This is a genomic window from Arthrobacter sp. V1I9 (assembly GCF_030817075.1).
GTDB lineage: Bacteria > Actinomycetota > Actinomycetes > Actinomycetales > Micrococcaceae > Arthrobacter.
Genome location: NZ_JAUSYU010000001.1, coordinates 3013949 through 3038973 on the forward strand (window position 1 = coordinate 3013949; position 25025 = coordinate 3038973).

Consider the following 25025-nt stretch of genomic DNA (forward strand, 5'->3'; position numbering starts at 1 on the left):
CGGGGCCCACACCGCTGTGCGCCGACAGGCTCCAACCGCACCTAAAATCACTCTAGCCAATGCCCGGCCAGGGGTAGCCGGCTGCCGCGTGACCGCACGCAAAAGTTATCCAGGCGTAACCGCTAAGCCTCACGCGGCTCCTGGAGGCTTACTGGTAGCCGGGCCCCAGCACCACAACCAGCGGCACCTGGAATTCTGTGCTTTCCACCACCGTGGGAATGCCGAGAAGCGCCGCCAGGGCCTGGGCGCCGGGCAGTTGGCCGGCCCCCTGGTAGAAGACGACGGACGCCTGCTGCGGGGAACCGGCCCAGTTGCCCACCTGGCCGAGCGTCCAGCCGTCGGCCTGGACCGTTCCACCCACCCGGCCGGCAAGTCCTGCCGTCCCTGCGGCGTTGTAAATGGCAACGCTTTGTGTCTTGTCGATGACCGCGGGAGCGGAGGTTGGCTCGTCCGGTTCCGGTTCGGCGACCGCGCTGGCTTCGGGCTCCGTGAACGGGGATGGCGTTGACACCGCAGAAGGTTCCGGAGAAGCCTTGGGGGCGGCCGAAGGAGTGGAACCGGTGCCGGCCAGCGGGGATGCCGCCTGGCTTACTGATGCCTGGTTGTCCGGGGTGCTGACGCTGAGCTTGGGAAGGATCAGGAAGGACACCAGTCCAATCGCCAGGGCGGCAATGCCCACCGCGAGAATGGGCCAGAGCCGCACCCGTGACGGGGCGGAAGCCGTGCGGTGGACTCCTTGTCGCGAAGCAGTCTCCGGGACCTTGTCGAATTCATCGCGGGCGTATTTGGGCATGGAGATATCCTTGTTGATTGCTGCTGGCGGCTCAGCTCGAGCGTCTTAGGCGTCGGACCCCAGGCGCCGTGCGGTACGTGCACGGTGACGCGACATACGTAGTCTACGCAATCGCTTGACCAGCATGGGATCGTGGGCCAGCGCATCCTCGGTGTCAATCAAGGCGTTGAGCAGCTGGTAGTAGTGGGTGGCGGAAAGGTCGAAAAGCTCCCGGATGGCCTGTTCCTTGGCGCCGGCGTACTTCCACCACTGCCGCTCCAGGGCAAGCATCTGCTGGTCACGCTCGCTCAACGGCGAGTCACGAAGCTTGAAGTCGGCCAGGAGGGAGTGCCGGGATTCCGGCTCCGGCAGGTGCTCCCGAGCTGGTTCCGCCACGGCGAACTCCTTAGCTGGTTACGTAAAATGTCTGACCCCCATGCTACGGACGAATAACAGCGTTGTCATTTGCGCCGGTGGCAACATGCCGGGCCCCGCTTCCGGATGCCCTGCAAGAATAGGACGGTGTTTGAATCAGATGCCTTGTTCGAACTTGAGCAGGAACCAGCGCGCGGAACCGGTTTCGCCGAGCTTGCGCAGCTCCCGCTGGAGGAGCTCATGGCGCCCGACTGGGCCGCCGCCCTGGCGGGCGTGGAAACGGAACTCCGGGAGGTGCTTACCTTCCTCGCGGACGAAGTGGCGGCCGGGCACCAGGTGCTGCCGGCGCCGTCGAACGTCCTGCGGGCCTTCCGGCAGCCCCTCGCCGCGGTGAAGGTCCTGATCGTGGGCCAGGATCCCTATCCGACGCCGGAACATGCGGTGGGGTTGTCCTTCTCCGTGGATCCCCGCACGCGGCCCATCCCCCGGAGCCTGGCGAACATCTACCGGGAGCTGGAAGCGGACCTCGGGCTGCCGGCGCGGGTCCACGGCGACCTGTCCGCCTGGGCTGACCAGGGCGTGCTGCTCCTGAACCGCGTCATGACAGTGCGCGCGGGATCGGCCGGCTCGCACCGCGGCAGGGGCTGGGAGAAGATCACGACGGCGGCAGTCACGGCGGTCGCCCACCGGCGGAACCACGACGGGTCCAGGATGCCTCTGGTTGCGGTGCTGTGGGGAAAGGACGCCGAAAGTGTCCGGCCCCTCCTCGAGGGGGCTCCTGCCGTGGCGAGCGCCCACCCCAGCCCGCTGTCCGCATCCCGCGGCTTTTTTGGGTCCCGGCCTTTCAGCCGCGTCAATGAACTCCTGAGCGGGCAGGGTGCCCTTGGCGTAACCTGGGAGCTCCCCCCGGCGCCCTAGCTTAGGCTTGCCTTATGAGCACCCTTCCCGCCGCTACCAGCGCCAACAAGAAGAGCCGTCCGCAGATCAACCTCGCCGTTGTCCGCAGGGAAGAGCTTTCCCCGCACATGGTGCGGATCGTCGCCGGCGGGGACGGCTTCGCGGACTTCGTCAACAACGATTTCGTGGACCGGTACGTCAAGATCGTTTTTCCGCAGCCGGGGGTGGAGTATCCCTCTCCCCTGGATCTGTGGAGCATCCGTGAGACCATGCCGAGGGAACAATGGCCGTTCACCCGCACGTACACCATCCGCTGGGTGGACCCAGTGGCGCGCGAGCTTGCCATCGATTTTGTGGTCCACGGTGACGAAGGCCTCGCCGGCCCGTGGGCAGCCAAGGCGCAGCCAGGCGACACCTTGACCTTCACCGGCCCCGGCGGCGCCTACAACCCGGCACCCGACGCCGACTGGTACCTCTACGCCGGCGACGAGGCGGCGCTGCCGGCCATTGCTGCGTGCCTGGAGTCCCTGCCGAGGGAGGCAGTGGGCCTGGCCTTTGTGGAGGTGGATTCCCACGCCGACATCCAGCCGATTGCCGCTCCCGCCGGAGTGACAATCCACTGGATTGTTCGCAACGGTGTCCCCGCGGGCGAGAGCGACGTCCTGGTGCAGGCCGTGGCAAACGCCGAATGGCCCGCGGGCAGGGTGGACGTGTTTGCGCACGGCGAGCGCGGCTACATGAAGGCCCTCCGAAAGGTCCTTTTCGATCAGCGCGGCTTGGAACGCAGCCAAGTCTCCCTTTCGGGTTACTGGGCCAAGGGCCGCGTGGAGGATGTGTTCCAGGCGGAGAAAAAGCTGCCCGTAGGGCAAATATAGCTAGACAAATCTAGTCAGCTCCAGCGGGCCTGGAGCGGGTCAGCGGCGGCGGGCGCGCCGCCGCTCATTGCTCGCCAGGCTGCGCGTCAGCGGCCGGGCGAGGGTGTCGCCGAGGACGATGCCGCCGGCTGTCCCCAGGACGATGGCACCGGCGTTGAGCATCCCTCCGGCGCCGAGCAGGATCTCGGCTTCCTCGATGGTGAGCACATACATGGACCGGAAAATGGTGAGGCCGGGCAGCAGGATCAGCGCTGCGGGCACGGCAACCACCAGCTGCGGCGCCCCCATCCTCAGGGCGACCACACGCCCCAGCAGGCCAATGACCACCGCGGCCAGGGCCGGTGAAAACCGGTCACCCACTCCGAGCTGGCTCGCAGCAAGCAGGATTAGGTAGCCGGCCACGCCTACGGCCGCTGTGGGCAGCAGGAGCTGCCAGCTGGTCTGTTCGGTGATGCCGATGGCCATCACGGCCACCGCCACAAATATGACCAGGACCCAGAGATCGTAGGCTGGCGGGAAGGTTTGGGTGACGTCGATGCGCTGCATCCCGGTCAGCTCACCCACCACGAAGGCGACGGCGATTCCCGCCACGATGGCGCCGAAGGTCAGCAGCGTGGACAGGAACCGGCCTGCCGCCGTCACGGGGAAGCCGTTGATGGCGTCCTGGACGGACGAAACGAGGCGTCCTGTCGGCAGGAGCAGGAGGATGCCGCCCACCACCACGATCGCGGGCGACGTGGTCAGCCCGAACTGCCACAGCACCAGGGCCAGCTGCGTCACTACAAAGGAGCAGCTGGCCGTGATGAAGAAGTCAGGCACGCGCCACCTCCCCAGTTGGCGGGCCAGCAGGCTGATGCCGATATTGGCCGCAAAGGCGATGGCAGAGGACACCGGCCCGCCCCCCAGGACCCCCACGAAGACGGCTGCGAACGTACCGAAGGCCACCGTGACCATCCAGCGCGGAAAGGGCTTGGGGCTGGTGATGGCCTCATCAAGCCGGCGGATTGCCTCGTCCCGGCCTACTCCCCCGGCCACAATGTCCGTCACCAGCTGATGCACCTTCGCCAGGCCGGCGTAGTTGTTGGTCCAGGAGCGCACCACCCGCAGCAGCGAAATAGGTGTCTGGTCCTTCGGAGCGTAGTTGATGCCGACCGACTGGTTGGTGATGTCCACTTCGATGTTCTTCAGGCCCAGCGCTGCGGTGACGGCGATGATGCTCGTCTCCACCTCCAGCGCACCAGCTCCGTACCGGAACATGGTTTCGGCCAGGTGCAGCGCAAAGTCGAGGGTCTTGCGGGCGGAGGTGTCCACGCCGCCCACCTGGATAGTGGGGTTGGCGTAGGGACTCCCCGTCAGGCGGTCCACGATGCTCATCGGCGCGGTTGGCGGGTTTTCACCCTGTACCAAGCGCCGCAGCATTCTTTTGGCTGCGGCATTCTGCCGGACCTGGGCAGGGGTCAGCGGCTCTGTTTTGGGCAGGCCGTCCGTGCGCGGCCTGCGCCCGGGACGTTCGGGCCGGTCAGTCATGGTCGCCTCCTCCCGGTGTGGTGCTGTGATTGGTATGTCAGGCGGAACGTTTCAGGGGCAACTTGCCCAGCAGGGTGCGGGCAGCGGCGGCTGCCGCGCGGGCCAGCCTGTTGGCGTGGAAGACGGCGGGACGGGCCGGCATCACGAAGTCGCCCACCAGCTGGACCACTTCGCCCCCGAAGCCCTTCTTGAACTCGTACCCGCCGTGGCCTTCCTCGTCCTGGCCGGAGATGCCGAATGTTCCATAGAAGTTGTACCGCGGGTACCCCTTTTCCAGTGCGTGGAGCATCATGCCCCAGTACAGGGAGGTGGCCCCGTTGAAGTAGATGTAGTCCTGCACGGTGCCGCCGATGACACACACCACCTCATCGCCGTAGCAGACAAAGTGGATAGCGGCCACTGTGGCGACTCCCACGGAGTCGGGGAACCGCTCAATGTCTTTGAGGCTCCGTTCGTAGCTGTCCACGAGGTCCTGGACCACTTTGAGCCGGTTGGCCTTTTTCTTGCTGCCGGTTTCTTCGACCTCACGGCGCAGTTCGGCCGCCGTCGCCGATTCCGCTTCCAGCCGCTCGGTGATGGATTTCCGGTAGGCCGGGATGTCGATCTTGGCCATCATGAGCTTCGTGAACTCCGTGGAGGTGGTCCGGAGCAGGTGCTCGTAGTAGGCGCGTTCGCGGTAGACGAAGCCTTTCTCGTCCCCTGCCCTGCTCAGCGCGCCGTAGAAGTCGTCAAGGGTTTCCAGGGTTGCCTGTTCCAGGAACACGCCGTTTTTCTCGGCTTTGCGGATGGCCTTGCGGGTCCGGTAGCTGGTGCTCATGATGAGCTCTTCCGCGTCGCTGACGCCTGCGAGGCTTTTGATGAACATCCAGTTCACGTTGACGAAGTCCATGTCCAGTCCCTGGTGCTGGAATCCCAGCCCTGCAAGCCGGGCCACCAGCGGGCGGTTGTCCTCAACCTCGGGGTGTTCCGCGCCGTCGGCATCGCGGGCGATGTACTTGAGGTTGGGGGAAATCCGCAGCTCAGCGGCTTTCCGTTCCACGGCGCGTTTGCGGAGGAGTCCGACGACGGCGCCCACGAGGTCTGCGTCCGCGTAGTCCATCAAAGGCCCCTTGGCGCATTCGCACACCGTGTAGCCCAGACGCGTGGTGGTGTAGTTCAGTTTCCCGGCAGCGACCAGTTCACCCTTGCGGCGCACGCCGAAGAGCTCCACCTGCTGGCCGCGGGCACGCTGGAAGGCCGCGAAGTCAACGGACTGGAAAAAGCTGTTGTGCGGGTGCTTGAGGGCAAATGCCTCGAATTCTGCGTCGCTGAGGATGGCAAATTCAAGATCGGTGCCGGTGGTGACTGGATTCAAGGGATTTCCTCATTCGCGGTTGTGCGGCCTTGGTAGTGGCAGGCGCAGGGCAATGACGGGTAGGGGGCGGACCGGCGGTGCAGGGGTTTCCACCGGGTGTGTCAGGTCAGTAGAACTGCTGGCCGGTCCGCGCGGTTTCGATCCGGCGGAAGACTTTTTCTGCGCCCTTGACCCATAGGCGGTGCTTCAGGGGAGCAAGAACGTAGTCGTGGCAGCCCACGAAATCGGTGACGGTTTTGGTGAAGCTGGTCTTGAACATGCCCATGCCGTACAGATTGTGGCTCTTGTCCTTGATCCGGGCGGCAGGCGGCGTGCCGCAGAAGTCGTATTCGGTGCATCCCAGTTCCTGCATCCGCTTGATGGCTGCCCACTGCACCAGGTGCGAGTCGCCGTACTGTTTGCGGTTCTGGGTGGAGCCGCCGTCCTTGTAGGTGGCTTTGGCTCCGTAGTTGATGACGAAGGCGCCCACGCTGGGCTTGCCGTCCTCGTAGACGAAGAAGAAGTTGCCCTGGCCGCGGCTGCAGAACTCGTCCCAGAACGCGGCGTAGTACTCGAAGCTGCGCAGCGGCATTGAGCCCTTGGCGTTGACGGTGTCCGCCATCAGGTCATACAGCGCACGGAAGGTTTCCGGGCCCGGTTCCTTGCAGAGCACTTCACAGCCTTCCCGCTCGGCGCGGCGGACGGCGTTGCGGGCACGGGAGGAGATGGCCTTGAAGACGGCTTCTTCCGTGCCGGAAATGTCCAGCAGCGCGGTGGAGTCGTTGGACTGGATGTTGGGTGCCTTGACCAATCCTGCTTCTGCCAGGTGCGCTTGGACATCGGCTGAGTCAACGAAGTCAGGTTCGATCTTGATGGTAAAGACGTTGAGTTTCCTGGTCCTGGTGAAATCGGCACAGGCTTCAAGGGCTGCTGCCAGGTCCCCGGAGGCAGCAAGGTCGGGGCCTTTGATGAGGTACCAGAGGCGGCCCAGCACCGGGAACCGCTTCTCGAGTACCAGGTTGTAGCTGGCTCCGCCGGAGCTCTCCAGCACCAGGAAGCGGACCTTCCAGCCAGTGCCGTTCTTGACCGACGCATAGGCCGCCGACTGCAGCATATTGCCGCCGTTCGGGTTGGCAGTGACGTGCTTGTCCCAGTTTTCAATTTCCTCGGCGGTGGCAAAACGTGCGGTGAATTCTCGCAAGGGGGCCGTGTCCAATCAGGGTTGTGCGCGGTTCTGTTCTCGTGGCTGCGTGCGGACATGCAGCCTCAAGTCTAAAGCCTGGCGGCGTTCGGGCATTCCAGCCTAATGGGGGTGGGGCCCTTCAACGGGCAAGGGCCAGCGCTGTTCCCACCAGGCCACGCCACCTTGACTTGCCAAAGCGTGTTGGCAAGGGTTGAAGCATGCAGCCGCATCCCGGACAGTTGACGCACCCGCAAATCAAAAGGGCTGAGCGGCCGGGCGCCGGCAGGCAAATAGCGGCCCTGGTTGCCCTCCTGGCAGCGTCCTACCTCGTGGCCGGGCTCGGAGCCCTCGCCACCGCGGGCAACGTGGAGGGGTGGTACATCACCGCCGATAAGGCGCCCTGGACGCCGCCCAACAGCGTCTTCGGTCCGGTCTGGACTCTCCTCTACACGGCGATGGCGGTGGCGGCCTGGCTCGTGTGGCGGAAGCGGACATCCGGTACCAGGCGCGCTTTGACAGCTTACGGCGTCCAGCTCGCACTGAACCTGGCGTGGACCCCGGTATTTTTTGGTCTTTACCCCGCCATTGGGACAGCTGCCCTGTGGTTGGCGCTGGTCATCATCCTTGCACTCATCGCCGCGGTCGCGGTGACAGTCCTCTACTTCGGCCCCATCAGCCGCACCGCCGGGCTGCTCCTGCTGCCCTACGTCAGTTGGCTGGTGTTCGCCGCTGCGCTCAACTGGTGGGCTGCCGTCCACAACTGAAAGGGCACGCTACAACGGCCGGCGCGTCCACTAAGATCGCGGCCGCCGTCAGCACACGGCCACGTTGACGGCCAAGCCGCCCATCGCCGTTTCCTTGTATTTGGAGCTCATGTCCCTGCCGGTTTCGCGCATGGTCACAATGACCTCGTCCAGTGAGACGCGGTGGGAACCGTCGCCCCAGAGCGCCATCTTTGCCGCGTTGATCGCCTTCGCGGCGGCGATCGCGTTCCGTTCGATGCAGGGCACCTGCACCAGCCCGCCGATGGGATCACACGTCAGGCCGAGGTTGTGTTCCATCGCGATTTCGGCGGCGTTCTCCACCTGCGCCGGGGTCCCGCCCATCACTTCAGCCAATCCTGCGGCGGCCATCGACGACGCCGATCCCACCTCGCCCTGGCACCCAACCTCAGCACCCGAGATGGAGGCCTGCTCCTTGTACAGCACCCCGACAGCGCCGGCGGCGAGCAGGAACCTCACCACGACGTCGTCGCGGTCCTTTTGGGTGGCGTTTTCCATGCCCGGAGCAAAGTGCAGCGCGTAATACAGCACCGCTGGAATGATCCCGGCCGCCCCGTTTGTGGGTGCGGTGACCACGCGGCCGCCGGAGGCGTTCTCCTCATTGACGGCGAGGGCGATCAAGTTAACCCACTCCTGCCAATACTTCGGGTCCCGGTCCTTGTCCTCCTTCAGGAGCCGGTCATGCCAGTCCGGGGCGCGACGGCGGACCTTCAGTCCCCCGGGCAGCAAACCTTCACGCTTAAGGCTGGTCTGCACGCAGGCCTCCATCACTGACCAGATGTGCAGCAGGCCCGCCCGGATCTCTTCCTCGGAGCGGGAGGCTTTCTCGTTGACCAGCATGATGTCGCCAATCGAGAGCCCCTTGGACCGGCAGTGTTCCAGAAGCTCGGCGGCAGTGCGGAAGGGCAGCGGCAGTTCTTTTTTGGATTCCTCGAGCTCCTGCTGCGCGGCGTCCTCCTCACCTTCGCGGACGATGAAGCCACCGCCCACGGAGAAGAACGTGGCGGTGTGGAGGATCTCGTCCTCTGCGTCAAAGATGGTGAAGGTCATGCCGTTGGTGTGCCGCGGCAGGATGGTCAGCGGCCGCAACACCATGTCCTTCACCCCGTACGGCAGGGGCACGGCACCGGCAAGCTGCAGAGTGCCCGTCCCGTCGATGGCCGCCAGCCGTTCCTCCACCTCGTCAGGCAGGATCAGCTCCGGATGGAAGCCCTCCAGCCCCAGCAGGATCGCGGTCATCGTCCCATGCCCGTGTCCGGTCGCCGCGAGCGACCCATACAAATCAACCCGCAGCGACGCCACACGGTCCAGGGCACCGGAGGATTTCAGCTCCTCCGCGAACACAGCCGCAGCCCGCATCGGCCCAACGGTATGCGAACTCGAAGGCCCGATCCCGATGGAAAACAAATCAAAAACACCAACAGCCATGTGCGTGGTTCCTAACAAAACGTGGTTGGTTGGGGTGGTGGGTGACCGAATTCCTCCGCGTGCTGGCTCGTTCCTCGCCTCTGACGCACACTTCCGAAATCCGCTCACCCACCATCGGCATGTCACCACTGCGACAATCGCCGACTGCTGGACTGCGATAGGTGACCCACTGTGGCCCCTTTGGGTGCGGACTCCGGCAGCATGCGTCTAAGGGAGCGTCACGTCCGCTCAGCGGGCGTCTTCGCGACCGAGCATGCAGAGGAGTTCGGACCCGACGGGCCGAGGTGAGCACGCGTGAAAAGTCCGGTCTGCCGGTCCCGAAGCCAACCACGGAGCACCAAACCTACTGAGGGCGCTTGTAAAACGGGAGGTTGACCACTTCGAACGGCTCGGCCTTCCCTCGGAGATCAACGTCCAAGGCGGTGCCCACTTCGGTGAACCCGACGTCGACGTACGCCATGACTATCGGGTATCCCAGCGTGGGTGACGGCTGGCCGGAGGTGACTTGGCCGACCACGTTGCCGTCCTTGAGGACCGGGTAGTGCGCCCGGCCTGCACGGCGGCCCAGGCCTTTAAGGCCCACGAGCCTGCGGCCGGACGTGGTGCCGGCACCGGCTGCCTTCTGGGCGGCCAGTGCTGCCTTGCCCACAAAGTCGCCTGCCTTGGAAAGCCCAACGACGGGTCCCAGCCCTGCGGCAAACGGGTCGCCCTGCAGGGACAGTTCGTTGCCGTAAAGCGGCATTCCCGCTTCCAGGCGGAGGGAATCGCGGGAGGCGAGGCCCGCCGGCGTCAACTCCCCCTCGTCCGCAATGGCGACGAGTGCCTGCCAAAGGCCAGCGGCGTCGTCGTTCGCTACAAATATTTCGAACCCGTCCTCACCGGTGTAACCGGTGCGGGCAAGCAGGAGGTTCAGCCCGGCGCCTGCCACCAGGAACGGAACCTCGACGGCGGCGTAATACTTCAGCTCTGTCACCAGGCTGTGCTGCGCGGCCGGGACGAGGCGGAGCAGCAGCTCCTGCGCCTTAGGGCCCTGGACGGCGACCAGCGACGTCGCGGCGGAAGCGTCATCAACGACGACGTTGAACCCCGCTGCGCGTTCGGTGAAGGCAGCGGCCACCACCGCGGCGTTGCCTGCGTTGGGCACCACCAGGAAAGCGTCGGTGCTGCCTTGTGCGGTGCCCGCGGCCGCAGGGCGCCGGTAAACGATGAGGTCGTCGATGATGCCGCCGTCCTCGTTGCAGATGAGCGAGTACTTGGCCTTGCCCACGGCCATGGCGGCGATCTTTCCCACCAGTGCGTAATCGAGGAAGGCGGCGGCATCCGGACCCGTGACCCAGACCTCGCCCATGTGGGAGAGGTCAAACAGGCCGGCGCTCTTGCGGACGGCGTGGTGCTCGGCGAGTTCGGAGCTGTATTTCAGGGGCATCTGCCAGCCGCCGAAGTCCGTGAAGGACGCGCCCAGCTTCTTGTGCTCGTCGTAGAGAGCGGTGTACTTCTCAGTCATGGCCCTTGTCCTTAGTTCTCGAACTCGGACAGCGGCGGGCAGGAGCAGATCAGGTTCCGGTCGCCGGCCGCGCCGTCGATGCGGCCTACCGGCGGGAAGTACTTGTCCTGCTTCAGCGACTTCACCGGGAACACCGCCTGCTCGCGCGGGTAGGCGCGGTCCCAGTCGCTGCTGATGGCGGCCGCGGCGGTGTGCGGGGCGTTGCGCAGCGGGCTGTCGGTCACAGTGAAGTCCCCGTGCGCCACTTGGTCGATCTCTGCCCGGATGGAGATCATGGCCTCAATAAAACGGTCCATCTCGCCGAGGTCCTCGGATTCCGTGGGCTCCACCATGAGGGTGCCGGCAACCGGGAACGCCAAGGTGGGGGCGTGGAAGCCGTAGTCGATGAGGCGCTTGGCTACGTCCTCGGCGGTGACGCCGGTCTTGGCGGTGAGCTCGCGCAGGTCCAGGATGCACTCGTGTGCCACCAGCCCGCCTTCCCCCGTGTAGAGGACGGGGAAGAAGTCGTTCAGGCGTGCGGCGATGTAGTTGGCAGCCAGGAGCGCGGACTTGGTGGCCTCGGTGAGCCCCTGGCCGCCCATGAGCTTGACGTACGCCCACGAGATGGGCAGCACGCCGGCGGAACCGTACTTTGAGGCAGAAATCGGGACGTCGTTGCCTTCGGTCCAGGTGGCCGCGTTACCGGGCATAAACGGTGCCAGGTGTGCCTTGGCAGCGACCGGTCCGACTCCCGGTCCGCCGCCGCCGTGCGGGATGCAGAACGTCTTGTGCAGGTTCAGGTGGGACACGTCGCCGCCGAACTTGCCGGGCTGGGCGAGGCCAACCAAGGCGTTCAGGTTGGCGCCGTCTATGTACACCTGGCCCCCTGCCGCGTGGATGGCGTCGCAGACTTCGCGGACGTCGGCGTCGTACACGCCGTGGGTGGACGGGTAGGTGATCATGATGCAGGACAGTGCATCCTTGTTCGCCTCGATCTTGGCGTACAGGTCGGCGTGGTCGATGGTGCCGTCGGCGGCGGTGGCCACCACAACCACCTTCATGCCGGCGAGGACCGCCGAGGCGGCGTTGGTGCCGTGCGCGGACGCCGGGATCAGGCAGACGTTGCGCTGCTGGTCGCCGCGGGAGTGGTGGTAGCCGCGGATCGCCAGCAGGCCGGCAAGCTCGCCCTGGGAACCTGCGTTGGGCTGGATGGACACCTGGTCGTAGCCCGTGATTTCGGTCAGCTGCGCTTCCAGGTCAGCGATCAGTTCTCGCCAGCCCTCGGTCTGGGAGTCCGGGGCGAAGGGATGGATGGAGGCGAACTCCGGCCAGGAGATCGCTTCCATCTCGGCCGTGGCGTTCAACTTCATGGTGCAGGAGCCCAGCGGGATCATGGTGCGGTCCAGCGCCAGGTCCCGGTCGCTGAGCTTCCGGATGTAGCGGAGGAGCTGCGTCTCGGAACGGTAGGTGTTGAACACCGGGTGCTGCAGGAAGTCGGAGGAACGTTCGACGGCGGCATCGAGGCCGAACCCGGCGTCACCTTCGGAGTCGCTGGCGGAAGCCCCAAAGGCTTCCAGCCCAAAAGCTTCAAGGACGCCGTCGACAATTTCTGATGTGGTGGTTTCATCAGTGGAGAACCCCACAGTGTCGGCGTCGATGCTGCGCAGGTTGATGCCGTTTGCCTCGGCGGCTGCCACGATGCCCGCCGCCTTGCCCGGGACGGAGACCGTGACGGTGTCGAAGAAGCTGGTGTGGAGCACGTTTAGGCCAGCGGCCTTGAGGGCAGCGGCGAGCGTCCTGGCGTGTTGATGCGCGGACTGGGCGATCGCCTTCAGCCCCTCGGGGCCGTGGTACACCGCGTACATCGAGGCCACGATGGCCAGCAGCGCCTGCGCGGTGCAGATGTTGGAGGTGGCCTTCTCGCGGCGGATGTGCTGCTCGCGGGTCTGCAGGGCAAGGCGGTAGGCAGGAACCCCGGCGGAGTCCTTGGAAACGCCCACCAAGCGGCCCGGCATCGAGCGTTCCAGGCCTTTTTGAACAGCCATGTAAGCGGCGTGCGGGCCGCCATAGAACAACGGAACACCGAAGCGCTGCGCCGAGCCGACGGCGATGTCGGCACCCTGCTCACCCGGGGGCGTGATCAGGGTCAGGGCCAGCAGGTCCGCGGCAACGGTCACCAGGGCCCCGCGCTCCTTGGCGTCGGCGATCACGGCGCTGTGGTCGAAAACCCTGCCGGAAGCACCGGGCTGCTGAAGCACCACGCCGTTGATGCCGCCGTCGGGCAGGCCCTTGGAGAGGTCCGCGACCTCAACCTCGAAGCCCAGCGCCTCGGCGCGGCCCTTCACGATGGCGATGGTCTGCGGCAGGCAGTCGGCGTCCAGCACCGTTTTGCCGTCCCGCGCAGCGGCATTCTGTCCCGTGGACTTATTCGCCCTGCGCATCATCAGTACGGCCTCGGCCACAGCGGTGGCCTCGTCCAACAGGGAGGCGTTGGCAATGGGCAGGCCCACCAGGTCCTGGACCATGGTCTGGAAATTGAGCAGGGCTTCCAGGCGGCCCTGGGAAATCTCGGGCTGGTACGGGGTGTAGGCGGTGTACCAGGCCGGACCCTCGAGGATGTTGCGGCGGATCACCGGCGGCGTCACGGTGTCGTAGTAGCCCTGGCCGATCATCTGCACCGCGGTCTTGTTCTTCGCTGCCAGCCTGCGCAGTTCAGCCAGTGCCTCCACCTCGCTCAGTGCGCCCGCCAGTTCCAGCGCGGTGTCCTGCCGAATGTCCTTGGGCACGGCAGTATCAACCAGCGCGTCCACGGTGTCGTAGCCAACGGCCTTGAGCATGGTTTCAACGTCAGCCTCGCGGCGGGCGCCGATGTGCCGGTCGACAAAGGTGGCGGCAGCCGGGGCGGCGGCGGTGGAAGCCGGAGAAGCGGAAGCCGAAGATACAGTCACGGGGAACTCCATGGTTATGGCGGCGTCATTGCACGCCGCATCGGTTCGGGTTCCTCCCCGCTCTGTAATTGGACCTGAGAGTTTCCGCGTTGCCTGCTTCCGCTGGCCCCGCTTGCACCGTCGGTGAGCACGGCAGTCCAGGTATCCGGGGACCGGATGCCCCAGGCGGACAGCCTGCTACTTTCCAGAGTTGCCTCGCCGCGGCGGTACATGGGCCTGTGAGATTCCTGGGGAGGTATTGCTCCTACGGCGCCTGCTTGTACCTTTTGGCAGAACTCTCCCGCCGCAGATCAAAGGCTATTCATTTGGGTTTTCCTGGCGGCCGGTGAAGGCCCGCACATGGACCAATTCTCCTATGCCGCGAGCGCAGGAGCAAATACCGGCTAGCCCCTCAACCGATCGACGGCGGCAAGGAGTTCGTCCACCTCTGCCTGCCTGTCGCCGGGGTTTCCGGAGGGCCCGCTCTCCCACATTGCGTTGAAGTAGAGCCCGTCCCCCATATAGAGCACAGCCTTGGCCATGGCCGCACCCACGTCCTTCCCGATCAGGTCCAGCCATTGCTGCTGGATGGCAGCAAAACGGCGGCGGGCATCCTCATGTGCCACTTCGGCGAGGCGCGTCGCAGCCACAAAGGAACGGTCCATGGGGGTATCGGACCACAGCGATGACCGGATGAAGTAGGCAGCAGCCCCTTCCGGCGCAGCCGCCATGGCGGCGAGGTCCTCCCCTGCCAGGCGGTCCAACCGGTCCAGTGTGGCGGTGATCAGCGCTTCCTTGTTAGGGAAGTGGTACAGCAGGCCGCCTTTGGAGACGCCGGCACGCTTCGCCGCCGCATCCAGGGTGGCAGCCCTTTCCCCCACGTCAATCAGGAGTTCTTCAAAGGCATCGAGCACTGCGTCTCGGGCTACGGGTTTGCGGGGCATGGTTCCCATCATCCATCGTTGGGCTGGATTCCATAACTATACCGTCCGGACGGTATAGTTAAAGAATGATGTCTTCCGCCACTCCCCCACAGAACATCACCCCTCACACGTCAGCCGCTCCGGCTGAACCGCACCCCGCCAACGCAAAATGGCGGGACTGGCTCGCGCTGGGACTTTTGATGTTCCCTGTCCTCCTGGTTGCCGTGGACAACACGGCGCTGACCTTTGCGCTGCCCGCGATCGCGAGCGCGCTGGGCACGTCCGGAGTTGAGCTTCTGTGGATTGTGGACGCGTACCCGCTGGTGCTGGCCGGACTGCTTGTGGCGATGGGAAGCCTGGGCGACCGAATCGGACGCCGCCGGCTGCTTATCACCGGGAGCATCGGCTTCGCAGCCGTTTCCGCAGTAACGGCCTTTGCCCCCAGCGCCGGCTGGCTGATTGCCGGCCGCGCCGCCCTGGGCCTCTTCGGCGCCATGCTGATGCCCTCCACGCTGTCCCTGATCCGCAATATCTTTGTGGATCCGAACCGCCGGCGGCTGGCTATCGCCATCTGGGCCGCGGGGTTCTCCGGTGGTGCCGCACTCGGTCCAATCTTCGGCGGGTGGCTCGTTGAGCAGTTCTGGTGGGGAGCAATCCTGCTGGTGGCCGTGCCCCTCATGCTGCCCCTGCTGGCCTTCGGGCCGGCATTCATCCCGGAATCCAAGGACCCTTCGCCTGGCCGGGTGGATGCGCCCAGCATCCTGCTCTCGCTGCTCACCATGGTTCCGGTGGTGTACGGCATCAAGGAATTCGCCACGGAGGGTGCCGGTCCGCTGGCCCTGGGGAGCACGGCCTTCGGCCTGGCAATGGGCACTGTTTTTGTCCGCCGGCAGCAGCGGCTGACGAGCCCGCTGCTGGACATGTCCCTGTTCCGCAACCGGGTGTTCAGCATGGCCATCACCGCCAATGTCCTGGCCCTGTTCTCCTTCAACGGTTTTATCCTCTTCCTGGCCCAGCACCTTCAGCTCCTCGAGGGCATGTCCCCTTCCGCAGCAGGAGTGGCAATGATTCCAGCGCTGGTGGCAACCGTGGTGGCGGGCCTCGCGGTGGTTCCGGTGGTACGCAGGGTCCGGCCGGGTTTCGTGGTGGGCGCGGGGCTGGCCATGAGTGCCGCCGGCTACAGCATGGTGACGTTCGGCAGCCATGCCAACGGCCCGGCACTGCTGCTCGCTGCCCTGCTGGTTTTGGCACTGGGCGTGGGAACCGCCGAGACAATCTCCAATGACCTCATCCTCGGAAGCGTGCCACCGGAAAAATCGGGGGCGGCCTCAGCGATCTCGGAGACGGGTTACGAGGTGGGCGCCCTCCTGGGAACTGCCGTGCTGGGCTCCATCCTCACGGCCTCCTACCAGCACAACCTGCGGCTCCCGGAAGGCCTTCCAGCGCCCGCCTCCGGGCACGGCACTGCGCATGCCGGTGAAACCCTGGCCGGAGCCATGGAGCTCGCAGCAAGTCTGCCCGCTCCACTCGCGGACGCCGTCCGGCATGCAGCCGGCGCCGCCTTCGACTCCGGCGTCCACGTCACCGCCGCAATCGGGCTGGTACTGATGGCGACGGCGGCGGTCCTGGCCGCCGTCGTGCTGCGGAAGGTGCCCAAGGCACAGTAGGCGGCATGGGCCGCACCACAGGCAGCCCCGCCCGCAGGCACAAAAACAGCGCCCGGCGGCCGGACTTCAAGTCCGGCGCCGGGCGCTGTGCTGCGCTCCTGGAGAGCTACTGCGCGTCGGGCGCGGTCACGCTCGCGGTGGGCTTCATGGTTTCGGCGTTGACCATCCATGCGAACTGCTCGAACTTGGCGATGAACTCGTGCAGAAGGTCAGCCGACGTGGGGTCTTCCTCATCAACCTCATCGTGGACTTTCCGCATGGTGCCCACGGCAGCCTCGAGGGCAGCAACAATACGCTCGATGGCATCCTTGGTGCTGATCAGCCCCTCAGGAAAGGGAGCGAGACTCGTGGCCTCTGCCACCGTGGAACTGCGCCCGTCAGGGAGTGCGTGCAGGGCGCGCATCCGCTCGGCCGTATCATCAGCGAACTGGCGGGCGGCGTCAACGATTTCGTCCAACTGCAGGTGGAGGTCCCGGAAGTTGGTTCCCACGATGTTCCAGTGGGCCTGTTTGCCCTGGATATGCAGCTCGATCAGGTCCGTGAGCACAGCCTGCAGGTTGTTGGTCAGTGTCGGTGAAGCTTTCATTCGTCCTCCTCGATTGGTCCAGTAATCCTGACGCTACCAGCCCCGCGTGCGGCAAAGGACGGCACTCCCGGGAAATTTCTCAGTGAGCTTACTAATGTGTTTTTTGGACATAAACGAACGCGGTTCATATTTCCCCTTGCATCCGGGCGGATGGAGCCCCCATACTAAATGAACGTCATTCATTTAGTGACCGCCGTCTCAATGGAGTAGTAAACATGATTGAAATTACCTGCCTCGAGGCCCCCGCCTCCCTGGCCCGGACATCGCCGTCCGGCCGGCCGGCCCTGCGCGTTGGCGTGGTCCAGCACCGGTGGCAAGCAGACAGTGCAGCCGTCGAGGCCGAACTGAACGAGGGCATCGGCCGGGCCGCCCGTCTTGGCGCCTCCGTTGTTTTCCTGCCTGAGCTGACGCTTTCGCGGTACCCTGCCGACACGCTGCCGCACAACGATCCCGCCGAGGGCCCCACCCGTTCCCGGCCGTCGGATATTGCGGAGGACCTGCTCACCGGCCCCACCTTCCGGTTTGCCGCGGACGCTGCCCGGCGCTACGGGGTGTCCGTCCACGCGTCCCTGTACCAGCGGGCCGAAGACCCTGACGGACAGGATGACGGGCTGGGCCTGAACACGGCCATCCTGGTCTCACCCGAGGGCGAGCTCCTGGCACGGACGCACAAACTCCACATCCCGGTTACCGCCGGCTACTACGAGGACAAGTTCTTCCGCCAGGGCCCGGCCGCCGCTGACGCCTACGAGGTCCATGCGCCCGCCGAACTCGGCGGCGCCCGGCTGGGAATGCCCACCTGCTGGGACGAATGGTTCCCTGAAGTAGCCCGGCTGTACTCCCTGGGAGGCGCGGAAATCCTGGTCTACCCCACGGCTATCGGTTCAGAGCCTGACCACCCCGATTTTGATACCCAGCCGCTCTGGCAGCAGGTGATTGTAGGAAACGGCATCGCCAACGGGCTCTTTATGATCGCGCCGAACCGCTGGGGAAGTGAAGGCACCCTGAACTTTTACGGATCGTCCTTCATCTCCGATCCCTACGGCCGCATCCTCGCCCAGGCACCCCGCGACGCATCGGCTGTCCTGGTTGCTGATGTGGACCTGGACCAGCGGAAGGACTGGCTGACGCTGTTCCCCTTCCTGGCAACGCGCCGCCCGGACACCTACGGCCGCCTCACCGAACCCGTCCGCCCGAATGAATCCATCGGCGGCGAGCGCGGGTTCGCGGAGGTCTGCTCGTGACCGCCGCCGCGGTGCATCAGGACGCCGGCGTACCGCTGCTGGCTTCGCAGGCCCCGCAGTGGCGAATGCCTGCTGAAACAGCCCGCCAGGAGCGGCTGTGGATGGCCTTTCCTGCCGGCGGCTACACCCTTGGCGAGTCGGCTGAAGCCGCCCACGCGGCCCGGTCCACCTGGGCCGCGGTGGCGAATGCCGCCGTCGAATTCCAGCCTGTCACCATGGTGGTGGATCCCGACGACGTCACAACAGCCGCCGCCTACCTGCACCCTGACGTTGAGGTGCTTGCGGCCCCGCTGAACGACGCGTGGATGCGCGACTTCGGCCCCACCTTCGTCCTGGACGGCGAGGGGCAGCTCGGTGCCGTGGACTGGGTGTTCAACGGCTGGGGCGGGCAGGACTGGGCGAAGTGGGACAAGGATGCCCTGATCGCCGGCGAGGTGGCCGGGCGCTCAGGTGCGCGGCACATCGTCTCAGCACTGGTGAACGAGGGCGGCGGCATCCAGGTGGACGGCCAGGGGACGGTCCTCGTTACGGAAACCGTGCAGCTGGATCCCGGACGCAATCCAGGCCTCAGCCGGGCGGATGTCGAGCAGGAACTGGCCAGCACCATCGGCGCCACCCATGTGGTGTGGCTGCCGCGGGGCCTGACCCGGGACTCCGAACGCTTCGGCACCCGCGGCCATGTGGACATTGTGGCCGCCATCCCCTCCCCCGGCACGCTGCTGGTCCACTCGCAGGAGAACCCGGAACATCCGGACTTCGAGGTCAGCCGGGAAATCATCGAGTTCCTGCGCGGCACCACGGACGCCGCCGGCCGGCAGTGGAACATCATCCCAGTCCCCGCTCCCGAAGCACTCCGGGACGATGAAGGCTTCGTGGACTACAGCTACATCAACCACGTGGTGGTCAACGGGGGCGTCATCGCCTGCAGCTTCAATGACCCCCAGGACGACAAGGCCCTGCAGATCCTGGCGGAGGCCTACCCCGGACGGCGCATCGTCGCCATCGACGCACGGGAGCTGTTTGCCCGCGGCGGGGGGATCCACTGCATCACCCAACAGCAGCCTGCTGCCTCCCAGAAAGTGGTGTCATGACAGAAACCATCCGCAAGGACGCCTCCGCCGGCGGGCATGCTCCCGGCACCGCCCACGGAATCACCCCCAAGGGCCTGAAGGGCGGGCAGCTGGGACTCCTCGCCGTCGTCGTCCTTGGTATCTCAACCATTGCCCCTGCGTACACGCTCACCAGCGCGCTGGGGCCAACGGTGAACGAAGCCGGGCTGCAGCTGCCGGTTATTTTCCTGATCGGGTTCATCCCGATGATCCTGGTCTCGCTGGCCTACAGGGAGCTCAACGCCGACTCCCCGGACAGCGGCACCACCTTCACCTGGGTTACCAAGGCATTCGGTCCCTGGGTCGGCTGGATGGGCGGATGGGGGCTGCTCGCCGCCAACATCATTGTGTTGTCCAACCTGGCCGGCGTGGCCGTTGACTTCTTCTACCTCTTCCTCTCCCAGCTCACGGGCTCGCCGGAGCTTGCTGAGCTGGCCGCGAACAAGCCGCTGAACGTGCTGACCTGCTTTGTGTTCGTTGCCCTTGCGGTGTGGGTGAGTTACCGCGGCCTGCACACCACCAAACTGGTGCAGTACGGACTCGTGGGATTCCAGCTGCTGGTGCTGGGCCTGTTTGTGGGCATGGCCTTCGCCAACTGGTCCACCTCGGAAACAGCAATCCCCTTCAGCTGGGACTGGTTCGACGTCACCAAAATCGACACGTTCGGGCAGATCGCCGCAGGCATTTCACTGTCCATTTTTGTGTACTGGGGCTGGGACGTCTGCCTCACCGTGAACGAGGAAACCGCCAACGGCAAAAAGACGGCGGGCCTTGCCGGCACCCTGACCGCACTGATTGTCCTTGCGATCTACCTGCTGGTAACCATCGCCACCATGATGTTCGCCGGCGTTGGGGACACCGGCAACGGGCTGAACAACACCGAAAACCACGAGAACATCTTCACGGCCCTGGCCTCCCCCATCATGGGCCCCTTCGCCATCCTGATGTCCCTGGCCGTGCTCTCCAGTTCCGCTGCCTCGCTGCAGTCCACGTTTATGTCGCCCTCCCGCAGCCTGCTGGCAATGTCCCACTACGGGGCATTGCCTGAACCGCTCAGCCGCGTGAGCAAGCGCTTTGCGACGCCGGGCTACGCCACGATAGCCGCGGGTATCGTTTCCGCGGGGTTCTACGCCGTGATGCACGTGGTCAGCGAAAACGTCCTGAACGACACCATCCTGGCACTTGGCCTGATGATCTGCTTCTACTACGGGCTGACCGCCCTCGCCTGCGCCTGGTACTTCCGCAACAGTGCCTTCAGAGGCCTCCGCAACATCGTGCTGCGTTTCCTTTGCCCGGTGCTCGGCGGCGTGGGACTGTTCGTCGTGTTCCTGCAGACCGCCGTGGACAGCTGGGCTCCGGAGTTCGGCAGCGGTTCTGAAGTGTTCGGGGTGGGGCTGGTATTTATCCTGGGGGTGGGCATCCTGGCCCTTGGCGCAGTGTTCATGCTGGTGATGTCCCGGCTGCGTCCCGGCTTCTTCCGCGGCGAAACCCTCAAGCGGGACACCCCCGCCCTGGTGGTTCCGGAGTAGGTCCGGCTTCCTTGCAGCACACAGAAAAGGTGCCGTACCCCGGATTCCGGGGTACGGCACCTTTTCGTTGCGTCACCTTTGTTGGGTCACCAGAAGTGGGCCACGTCCACAATCAGCCGTGAACCTGTTCCGGGACCGGCCACCGTAAAGACCCGGAAGGGCAGCCGGGCGCGGACGCCCAGGCCAACACTGGTGTAGCCCTCGAAGCTTCCCGCGTAAACCACCTGCCGGAAGGTCTGGTAGCCGGAGACGTTGGACAGTTCGGTCTTTGCCCGCGGGTTGTACGTGACGTTGCCCTTCTGGTCATAGGAAGGCGCATGCACTGAAACCTGCAGGCGTGCGCCGCCCCTGACCGGAATGGTGAAACCGGAGCCGTCCTGGACGATGTTCGGGACATACCGGACCGTGTAGCCCGTAGCCGGGCCGTTAAGGTCAACCACCATCCGGTCAAAGCAGTAGTGCTGCCCGGTCCGGACGTTGGTGACGGAGGCGGTGCTGAATTTGGGCCCGGCTTTTGCGAGGGACCCCCATTGAAGACCGCAATACGATGTGGCAGCCGAGGCGGGCCCCGGAACCAGAATTCCCAGCCCGACAGCCACGAGGAGAGCCGTGAGCCAGATGAGGAGTTTTTTCATTGTGGGTGCCATCCAGAGGAGAGTGGAGCGATTGGATAGCTCAAGCGTAGGAGCGCTGCACTACGGAATACGAGGGTTGTGGCCGCTTCGGCGCGGAACCGTAAGGATGCCGGGATCCGCATCACGCGCCTGTAAATCCGGGGCTCTTTTGCCCCCGTCCTTAACCGTTCCGGTGCCGTTTCTGGACCCGGCCGTTATGCCGGATAACGACACTGGAAGACCAAACAGCGCCGGTCACCCTCAAGGGGTGGCCGGCGCTGCTTTGGGTATGGATTTCAGCCTTCGCAGTCGCGGCAGTACTTCATGCCGTTCTTCTCGCGGGCCACCTGGGACCGGTGGCGGACCAGGAAGCAGGACGAGCAGGTGAACTCATCTGACTGCTCGGGAACCACGATGACGGTCAGTTCCTCGTTGGACAGGTCGGCGCCGGGCAGGTCGATGCCCTCGGCCGTGTCGTTTTCTTCGAGGTCGATCACGGCGGTCTGCGCATTGGCGCCGCGTGACGCCTGCAGGGCCTCCAGGGAGTCGGCAGGAGACTCTTCTTCTTGCTTGCGAGGAGCATCGTAATCGGTAGCCATAGAGTGTTCACTTTCGTTGCTGCACAGCACCATTTCAGGCACCTCAGTGAAGCAGTTTAGGTCATTCTGCCTTCACGCGCGCAAAAGTGTGTTCAAGCAGACATTCCACGTGGTTACGCCGTGGATTCCGGCTGCTGCTCCCGGGCATGGTCTGCTCCGACGGCCACTCCACTGAGTGCCGGCAGCCAGCCCCACCGCGTCGCGTCTGCCATCGCATCTGCAGCCTGGCCAGGAGTTTCGCAGGAAAACGTATCCGCGAACCAGGCACGGATTCGAACTGGGAATTGAGCTGTCATGCCTCCGACCGTACGGAGCAAATGTTGAGGGCGCGTTTCGTCCCGGTCTCGGTGATATTAATCCCGGGCTGCTGCCTAAGGGGAGGAAAAAATAGGCGGTTGACCCGTCCACGGAACTGCTCCTAAACTCCCGGCATCGGCACTACGGGCGAATTGTCCTTGCCCTTCAGTCTGGAAGTAACAGCGATGGCCACAGTTCATCACAACAATCCGGAGCTTGAGGTCCAGCAGTCACTGCAGGACCTGCGTGGACGGCTGCAGGGATCCTTGATCGAGCCGCAGGATCCGCTTTACGAGGAAGCCCGGGCAGTATGGAACGGGATGGTGGATCTCCGTCCCCGCGCCATCGCGAGGGCCGGAGCCGTCTCGGACATCGACCTGGTGCTGGATACGGCGCGGCGCAGCGGCCTGGCGCTTGCCGTGCGCGGCGGGGGGCACAACATCGCCGGCCATGGCACCGTTGACGGCGGCCTGGTCCTGGATCTGGGACCGCTGCGGACTGTCGGAGTCGACGCCGAAAGCAGGCTCGTCACCGTCGAGCCGGGAGCCACCCTGGCTGACGTGGACGGGGCTACAGCCGCTCATGGGCTGGCCGTTCCTTTGGGGGTCATCAGCGGGACAGGGGTAGCAGGACTCACCCTTGGCGGCGGGGTGGGCTGGCTGACCCGGACGGGCGGATTGAGCCTGGACAACCTGGAAGCGGCCGATATCGTCACCGCCGGCGGAGAGCACCTGCACGCCAGCGCCGACGAGAACCCCGAGTTGTTCTGGGGGCTGCGTGGCGGTGGCGGGAACTTCGGCGTCGTATCCTCCTTCACCTTCCGTGCCCGCCCCCTGCCTGCGGCACCCCTGGGCGGCAACCTCTTCTACCGGCAACAGCACTGGAGGTCCGCCCTTATTGCCTTCGATGCCTGGACCCGGGACCTGCCTGATGAGATGAACCCGATCGTCTCGTTCCTGATCTTCCCGCCCGAGTTCGGCATGGGCAACGAGCCCTGGATGATCCTTGGAGTCGCCTGGGCCGGTGAGGACCACCAGGCCGGCCTCAACCTCATAGACCGGCTCCGGGCCGTTGCTCCGCCTGACGAAGAGGAAGTGGGACCCACCTCCTGGCTGGATTGGCAAAGCGCCATGGACGCAGTGTTCCCCAAGGGCTCACGCGGCTACTGGAAAAACGTTTCGTTCTCACGGCTCGATGAAGAGGTAGTGGACGTTGTGGTTGGTTTCGCCTCCGAACTGTCGTGGGAGGGCACCGGCATCGATATCCATCATCTGGAGGGCGTCTTTGGCCGGGTCCCGGAAGAGGCAACGGCGTTCCCTAACCGCTCCGCGCGTTACTGGCTCAACGTTTACGGGTTCTGGCGGGACGCGGCTGAGGACGAGCGGCTGACCGCTTTCGCCCGCAAGGCCTATGCGCTGATGCGTCCATTTGCCGAGCAGGGCGAATACGTCAACTTCCTGGGGGCGGAGCTGGGGGTCAGGGAGGCGGATGCCGCGCGCGATGCCTACGGCCAGGACAAGTACCAGCGGCTCGTTGCCCTTAAGGACCGTTATGATCCGCAGAACGTCCTGCGCCTGAACCACAACATCCCGCCGTCGGGCGGCTAGTCGTCCCTCTGGCGGGAAACCGGCAGGACCGGGAAAAGAAAAAGAGCCCCCTGTCGGATTCGAACCGACGACCCCCGCTTTACAAGAGCGGTGCTCTGGCCAACTGAGCTAAGGAGGCGTGCCCTTGCGGGCGGGCACCTGAACGGCGCTAGATAAGGTTAGCCCAAGTCCTCCCGGTGGTAAAAACGCCGGCTTTGGCTCTCGCGGAACATGCCCGCGCAAACGGAAGGGCCCGCCTCCGGAACCTATCCGGAAGCGGGCCCTGAATCACACGGAGATGCTCTAGGCCTTGGCGTCGATTGCTGCCTGGATCTCGGCGTTCAGGTCGGCAGTGCCGTCCCACTGCTTGCCGTCGATGAAGACGGTGGGCGTCCCGGTGATGCCGGTATTCTCTGCCAGCTGGGTGGAGTACTTCACGTAGGGGCGGAAAGTCTTCTCGTCCACGCAACTGTTGATGTCCGCACCGATGTCACTGGCCAGGGACTTCAGCTTGTCGTCAGAGAGTCCTGCTCCGCCTTCGGCAGGCTGGTTGGCAAACAGAACGTCAACGTACTCGGCGTACTTTTCGGGCGCCTTGTCGGCTACGCAGGCCGCGGCGTTGGCGGAACGCGAGGAGTAGTTGGTGCTGGACTGGCGGTCCAGGAAGCCCAGCGGGCGGTACTCCATGGTGATCTTGCCTTCATTGCGGAGCGTGGTGAGCGCCTCGCTGTACGTGTTTTCGAACCGCAGGCAGACCGGGCAGATGAAGTCGATGTAGGCAACCACCTTCACCGGCTGGCCCGCTTCGGCCTCGGCGCCGGGCGCCACCACAGGGCTTGGCTGTGCATCGGGCTTGGCCGGAAGGTTGGCCATGTCCACAGTGGCCGGGTCCGCCTTTTTGACCTCGGTGTTCGCCAGCAGGGTCACACCGCCGTTGACGTTGGCGCTGGCCGGTACCGGCCCCTGGTCTGCAATGGGGGTGTTCTGCCGGATGCCGGTGGTCACCACCAAAGCGATAATCGCCAGGATGGCCACAACGGCCGCCACAATTCCCCACCCGATCAGCAGCTTGTTGCGCTTGTCCTTTTTAAGCTGGGCGTCACGGATCAGCCGCGCTTTCTCGCGGGCCTCCGCGGTGCGCTCAGCTTTGGACTTACGTACTTCGTTTGCGGGGCTCATGTGTTCCTTGGGTCGATCGACGAGGGGGACCAATTCGTGGCAACCCTCCCATTTTAGGGGAGAAAACTGAGAGCTTGCCTGTTCAAGTATTCTGCCGGATTGACCAGCGG

The 25025-nt window shown here is 65.0% G+C and carries 22 protein-coding genes, 1 tRNA gene and 1 riboswitch; of the genes, 8 read left to right on the plus strand and 15 right to left on the minus strand.

The features are described 5' to 3' along the window. Positions 1 to 148 precede the first annotated feature (148 nt). Together QFZ70_RS14085 and QFZ70_RS14090 are read right to left on the minus strand one after the other, a co-directional pair. The gene (locus QFZ70_RS14085; protein ID WP_307096490.1) at positions 149 to 793 is read right to left on the minus strand and encodes a LytR C-terminal domain-containing protein; all 645 of its coding nucleotides are present in this window, start codon (positions 791 to 793) and stop codon (positions 149 to 151) included. Between the two features lie 45 nt (positions 794 to 838). Further along, positions 839 to 1168: a DUF3263 domain-containing protein gene (locus QFZ70_RS14090; RefSeq protein ID WP_307096491.1), complete on the minus strand. Its 330-nt coding sequence runs from the start codon at positions 1166 to 1168 to the stop codon at positions 839 to 841. A 126-nt stretch (positions 1169 to 1294) separates the two neighbouring features. Here QFZ70_RS14090 and QFZ70_RS14095 point away from each other — a divergent pair, with 126 nt between their 5' ends. Beyond that, entirely contained in the window at positions 1295 to 2065 is a 771-nt protein-coding gene (locus QFZ70_RS14095) for a uracil-DNA glycosylase (protein WP_307096492.1), read from the plus strand. Positions 2066 to 2079: 14 nt separating this feature from the next. Continuing rightward, positions 2080 to 2919 (plus strand): siderophore-interacting protein, encoded by an 840-nt coding sequence (locus QFZ70_RS14100; RefSeq protein WP_307096493.1) that lies wholly within the window; start codon positions 2080 to 2082, stop codon positions 2917 to 2919. A gap of 39 nt (positions 2920 to 2958) precedes the next feature. On the opposite strand, the gene QFZ70_RS14105 is transcribed toward QFZ70_RS14100, so the two are convergent. The 3 genes from QFZ70_RS14105 to QFZ70_RS14115 form a co-directional block, all read right to left on the minus strand. Further along, on the minus strand, positions 2959 to 4446 hold the full coding sequence (locus tag QFZ70_RS14105) for a threonine/serine exporter ThrE family protein (protein WP_307096494.1): 1488 nt from the start codon (positions 4444 to 4446) through the stop codon (positions 2959 to 2961). A 37-nt stretch (positions 4447 to 4483) separates the two neighbouring features. Continuing rightward, complete coding sequence (locus QFZ70_RS14110) at positions 4484 to 5800, minus strand: peptidoglycan bridge formation glycyltransferase FemA/FemB family protein (RefSeq protein WP_307096496.1); 1317 nt, start codon at positions 5798 to 5800, stop codon at positions 4484 to 4486. 106 nt (positions 5801 to 5906) lie between these two features. Beyond that, positions 5907 to 6980 carry a peptidoglycan bridge formation glycyltransferase FemA/FemB family protein gene (locus QFZ70_RS14115; protein WP_307096498.1) on the minus strand — a complete coding sequence of 358 codons (1074 nt, stop codon included), beginning with the start codon at positions 6978 to 6980 and terminating at the stop codon, positions 5907 to 5909. 200 nt (positions 6981 to 7180) lie between these two features. Between QFZ70_RS14115 and QFZ70_RS14120 the strand changes: the two genes are divergently transcribed. Next, complete coding sequence (locus QFZ70_RS14120; protein WP_307096499.1) at positions 7181 to 7726, plus strand: TspO/MBR family protein; 546 nt, start codon at positions 7181 to 7183, stop codon at positions 7724 to 7726. 48 nt (positions 7727 to 7774) lie between these two features. On the opposite strand, the gene QFZ70_RS14125 is transcribed toward QFZ70_RS14120, so the two are convergent. The 4 genes from QFZ70_RS14125 to QFZ70_RS14140 form a co-directional block, all read right to left on the minus strand. Then, on the minus strand, positions 7775 to 9172 hold the full coding sequence (locus QFZ70_RS14125) for an L-serine ammonia-lyase (protein WP_307096501.1): 1398 nt from the start codon (positions 9170 to 9172) through the stop codon (positions 7775 to 7777). A 343-nt stretch (positions 9173 to 9515) separates the two neighbouring features. Next, on the minus strand, positions 9516 to 10676 hold the full coding sequence (gcvT, locus tag QFZ70_RS14130; protein WP_307096503.1) for a glycine cleavage system aminomethyltransferase GcvT: 1161 nt from the start codon (positions 10674 to 10676) through the stop codon (positions 9516 to 9518). 11 nt (positions 10677 to 10687) lie between these two features. After that, the gene (gene gcvP / locus QFZ70_RS14135) at positions 10688 to 13615 is read right to left on the minus strand and encodes an aminomethyl-transferring glycine dehydrogenase (protein WP_307096505.1); all 2928 of its coding nucleotides are present in this window, start codon (positions 13613 to 13615) and stop codon (positions 10688 to 10690) included. A gap of 182 nt (positions 13616 to 13797) precedes the next feature. Beyond that, positions 13798 to 13896, minus strand: a riboswitch (glycine riboswitch). A 90-nt stretch (positions 13897 to 13986) separates the two neighbouring features. After that, a complete protein-coding gene (locus QFZ70_RS14140) occupies positions 13987 to 14526 on the minus strand; it encodes a TetR/AcrR family transcriptional regulator (protein WP_307096506.1) in 540 nt (179 codons plus the stop codon). A 65-nt stretch (positions 14527 to 14591) separates the two neighbouring features. Between QFZ70_RS14140 and QFZ70_RS14145 the strand changes: the two genes are divergently transcribed. Beyond that, the gene (locus QFZ70_RS14145; RefSeq protein ID WP_307096507.1) at positions 14592 to 16172 is read left to right on the plus strand and encodes an MFS transporter; all 1581 of its coding nucleotides are present in this window, start codon (positions 14592 to 14594) and stop codon (positions 16170 to 16172) included. A 106-nt stretch (positions 16173 to 16278) separates the two neighbouring features. On the opposite strand, the gene QFZ70_RS14150 is transcribed toward QFZ70_RS14145, so the two are convergent. Continuing rightward, positions 16279 to 16758 carry a Dps family protein gene (locus tag QFZ70_RS14150; RefSeq protein ID WP_307096509.1) on the minus strand — a complete coding sequence of 160 codons (480 nt, stop codon included), beginning with the start codon at positions 16756 to 16758 and terminating at the stop codon, positions 16279 to 16281. Positions 16759 to 16973: 215 nt separating this feature from the next. Between QFZ70_RS14150 and QFZ70_RS14155 the strand changes: the two genes are divergently transcribed. From QFZ70_RS14155 to QFZ70_RS14165, 3 genes are all read left to right on the plus strand, one after another. After that, entirely contained in the window at positions 16974 to 18002 is a 1029-nt protein-coding gene (locus QFZ70_RS14155) for a nitrilase-related carbon-nitrogen hydrolase (protein ID WP_307096510.1), read from the plus strand. Positions 18003 to 18067: 65 nt separating this feature from the next. After that, on the plus strand, positions 18068 to 19093 hold the full coding sequence (locus QFZ70_RS14160; RefSeq protein WP_307097889.1) for an agmatine/peptidylarginine deiminase: 1026 nt from the start codon (positions 18068 to 18070) through the stop codon (positions 19091 to 19093). Beyond that, entirely contained in the window at positions 19090 to 20640 is a 1551-nt protein-coding gene (locus QFZ70_RS14165) for an APC family permease (RefSeq protein WP_307096511.1), read from the plus strand. The genes QFZ70_RS14160 and QFZ70_RS14165 overlap by 4 nt, the downstream gene beginning before the upstream one ends. A gap of 86 nt (positions 20641 to 20726) precedes the next feature. Here the strand turns inward: QFZ70_RS14165 and QFZ70_RS14170 are convergent, their stop codons facing one another. From QFZ70_RS14170 to QFZ70_RS14180, 3 genes are all read right to left on the minus strand, one after another. Further along, positions 20727 to 21275 carry a hypothetical protein gene (locus QFZ70_RS14170; RefSeq protein WP_307096513.1) on the minus strand — a complete coding sequence of 183 codons (549 nt, stop codon included), beginning with the start codon at positions 21273 to 21275 and terminating at the stop codon, positions 20727 to 20729. Between the two features lie 275 nt (positions 21276 to 21550). Next, positions 21551 to 21853 carry a DUF4193 domain-containing protein gene (locus tag QFZ70_RS14175; RefSeq protein WP_104044729.1) on the minus strand — a complete coding sequence of 101 codons (303 nt, stop codon included), beginning with the start codon at positions 21851 to 21853 and terminating at the stop codon, positions 21551 to 21553. Positions 21854 to 21966: 113 nt separating this feature from the next. Then, positions 21967 to 22149: a hypothetical protein gene (locus QFZ70_RS14180; RefSeq protein ID WP_307096516.1), complete on the minus strand. Its 183-nt coding sequence runs from the start codon at positions 22147 to 22149 to the stop codon at positions 21967 to 21969. A 186-nt stretch (positions 22150 to 22335) separates the two neighbouring features. On the opposite strand from QFZ70_RS14180, the gene QFZ70_RS14185 reads away from it, so the two are divergent. Next, positions 22336 to 23757, plus strand: coding sequence for an FAD-binding oxidoreductase (locus tag QFZ70_RS14185; RefSeq protein WP_307096518.1), 1422 nt, complete (start codon positions 22336 to 22338; stop codon positions 23755 to 23757). 44 nt (positions 23758 to 23801) lie between these two features. On the opposite strand, the gene QFZ70_RS14190 is transcribed toward QFZ70_RS14185, so the two are convergent. Then, positions 23802 to 23875: transfer RNA gene (locus tag QFZ70_RS14190), tRNA-Thr, on the minus strand. Between the two features lie 164 nt (positions 23876 to 24039). Continuing rightward, complete coding sequence (locus QFZ70_RS14195) at positions 24040 to 24915, minus strand: thioredoxin domain-containing protein (protein ID WP_307096520.1); 876 nt, start codon at positions 24913 to 24915, stop codon at positions 24040 to 24042. Positions 24916 to 25025 lie beyond the last annotated feature (110 nt).

Bases quoted from the DNA above. Each gene is read 5' to 3' on its own strand.
- QFZ70_RS14085 (WP_307096490.1), bottom strand. From the start codon at position 793: ATGCCCAAATACGCCCGCGATGAATTCGACAAGGTCCCGGAGACTGCT.
- QFZ70_RS14100 (WP_307096493.1), top strand. From the start codon at position 2,080: ATGAGCACCCTTCCCGCCGCTACCAGCGCCAACAAGAAGAGCCGTCCG.
- QFZ70_RS14105 (WP_307096494.1), bottom strand. From the start codon at position 4,446: ATGACTGACCGGCCCGAACGTCCCGGGCGCAGGCCGCGCACGGACGGC.
- QFZ70_RS14120 (WP_307096499.1), top strand. From the start codon at position 7,181: ATGCAGCCGCATCCCGGACAGTTGACGCACCCGCAAATCAAAAGGGCT.
- QFZ70_RS14125 (WP_307096501.1), bottom strand. From the start codon at position 9,172: ATGGCTGTTGGTGTTTTTGATTTGTTTTCCATCGGGATCGGGCCTTCG.
- gcvT (WP_307096503.1), bottom strand. From the start codon at position 10,676: ATGACTGAGAAGTACACCGCTCTCTACGACGAGCACAAGAAGCTGGGC.
- gcvP (WP_307096505.1), bottom strand. From the start codon at position 13,615: ATGGAGTTCCCCGTGACTGTATCTTCGGCTTCCGCTTCTCCGGCTTCC.
- QFZ70_RS14140 (WP_307096506.1), bottom strand. From the start codon at position 14,526: ATGCCCCGCAAACCCGTAGCCCGAGACGCAGTGCTCGATGCCTTTGAA.
- QFZ70_RS14145 (WP_307096507.1), top strand. From the start codon at position 14,592: ATGATGTCTTCCGCCACTCCCCCACAGAACATCACCCCTCACACGTCA.
- QFZ70_RS14150 (WP_307096509.1), bottom strand. From the start codon at position 16,758: ATGAAAGCTTCACCGACACTGACCAACAACCTGCAGGCTGTGCTCACG.
- QFZ70_RS14155 (WP_307096510.1), top strand. From the start codon at position 16,974: ATGATTGAAATTACCTGCCTCGAGGCCCCCGCCTCCCTGGCCCGGACA.
- QFZ70_RS14160 (WP_307097889.1), top strand. From the start codon at position 18,068: ATGCCTGCTGAAACAGCCCGCCAGGAGCGGCTGTGGATGGCCTTTCCT.
- QFZ70_RS14165 (WP_307096511.1), top strand. From the start codon at position 19,090: ATGACAGAAACCATCCGCAAGGACGCCTCCGCCGGCGGGCATGCTCCC.
- QFZ70_RS14170 (WP_307096513.1), bottom strand. From the start codon at position 21,275: ATGAAAAAACTCCTCATCTGGCTCACGGCTCTCCTCGTGGCTGTCGGG.
- QFZ70_RS14175 (WP_104044729.1), bottom strand. From the start codon at position 21,853: ATGGCTACCGATTACGATGCTCCTCGCAAGCAAGAAGAAGAGTCTCCT.
- QFZ70_RS14180 (WP_307096516.1), bottom strand. From the start codon at position 22,149: ATGACAGCTCAATTCCCAGTTCGAATCCGTGCCTGGTTCGCGGATACG.
- QFZ70_RS14185 (WP_307096518.1), top strand. From the start codon at position 22,336: ATGGCCACAGTTCATCACAACAATCCGGAGCTTGAGGTCCAGCAGTCA.
- QFZ70_RS14195 (WP_307096520.1), bottom strand. From the start codon at position 24,915: ATGAGCCCCGCAAACGAAGTACGTAAGTCCAAAGCTGAGCGCACCGCG.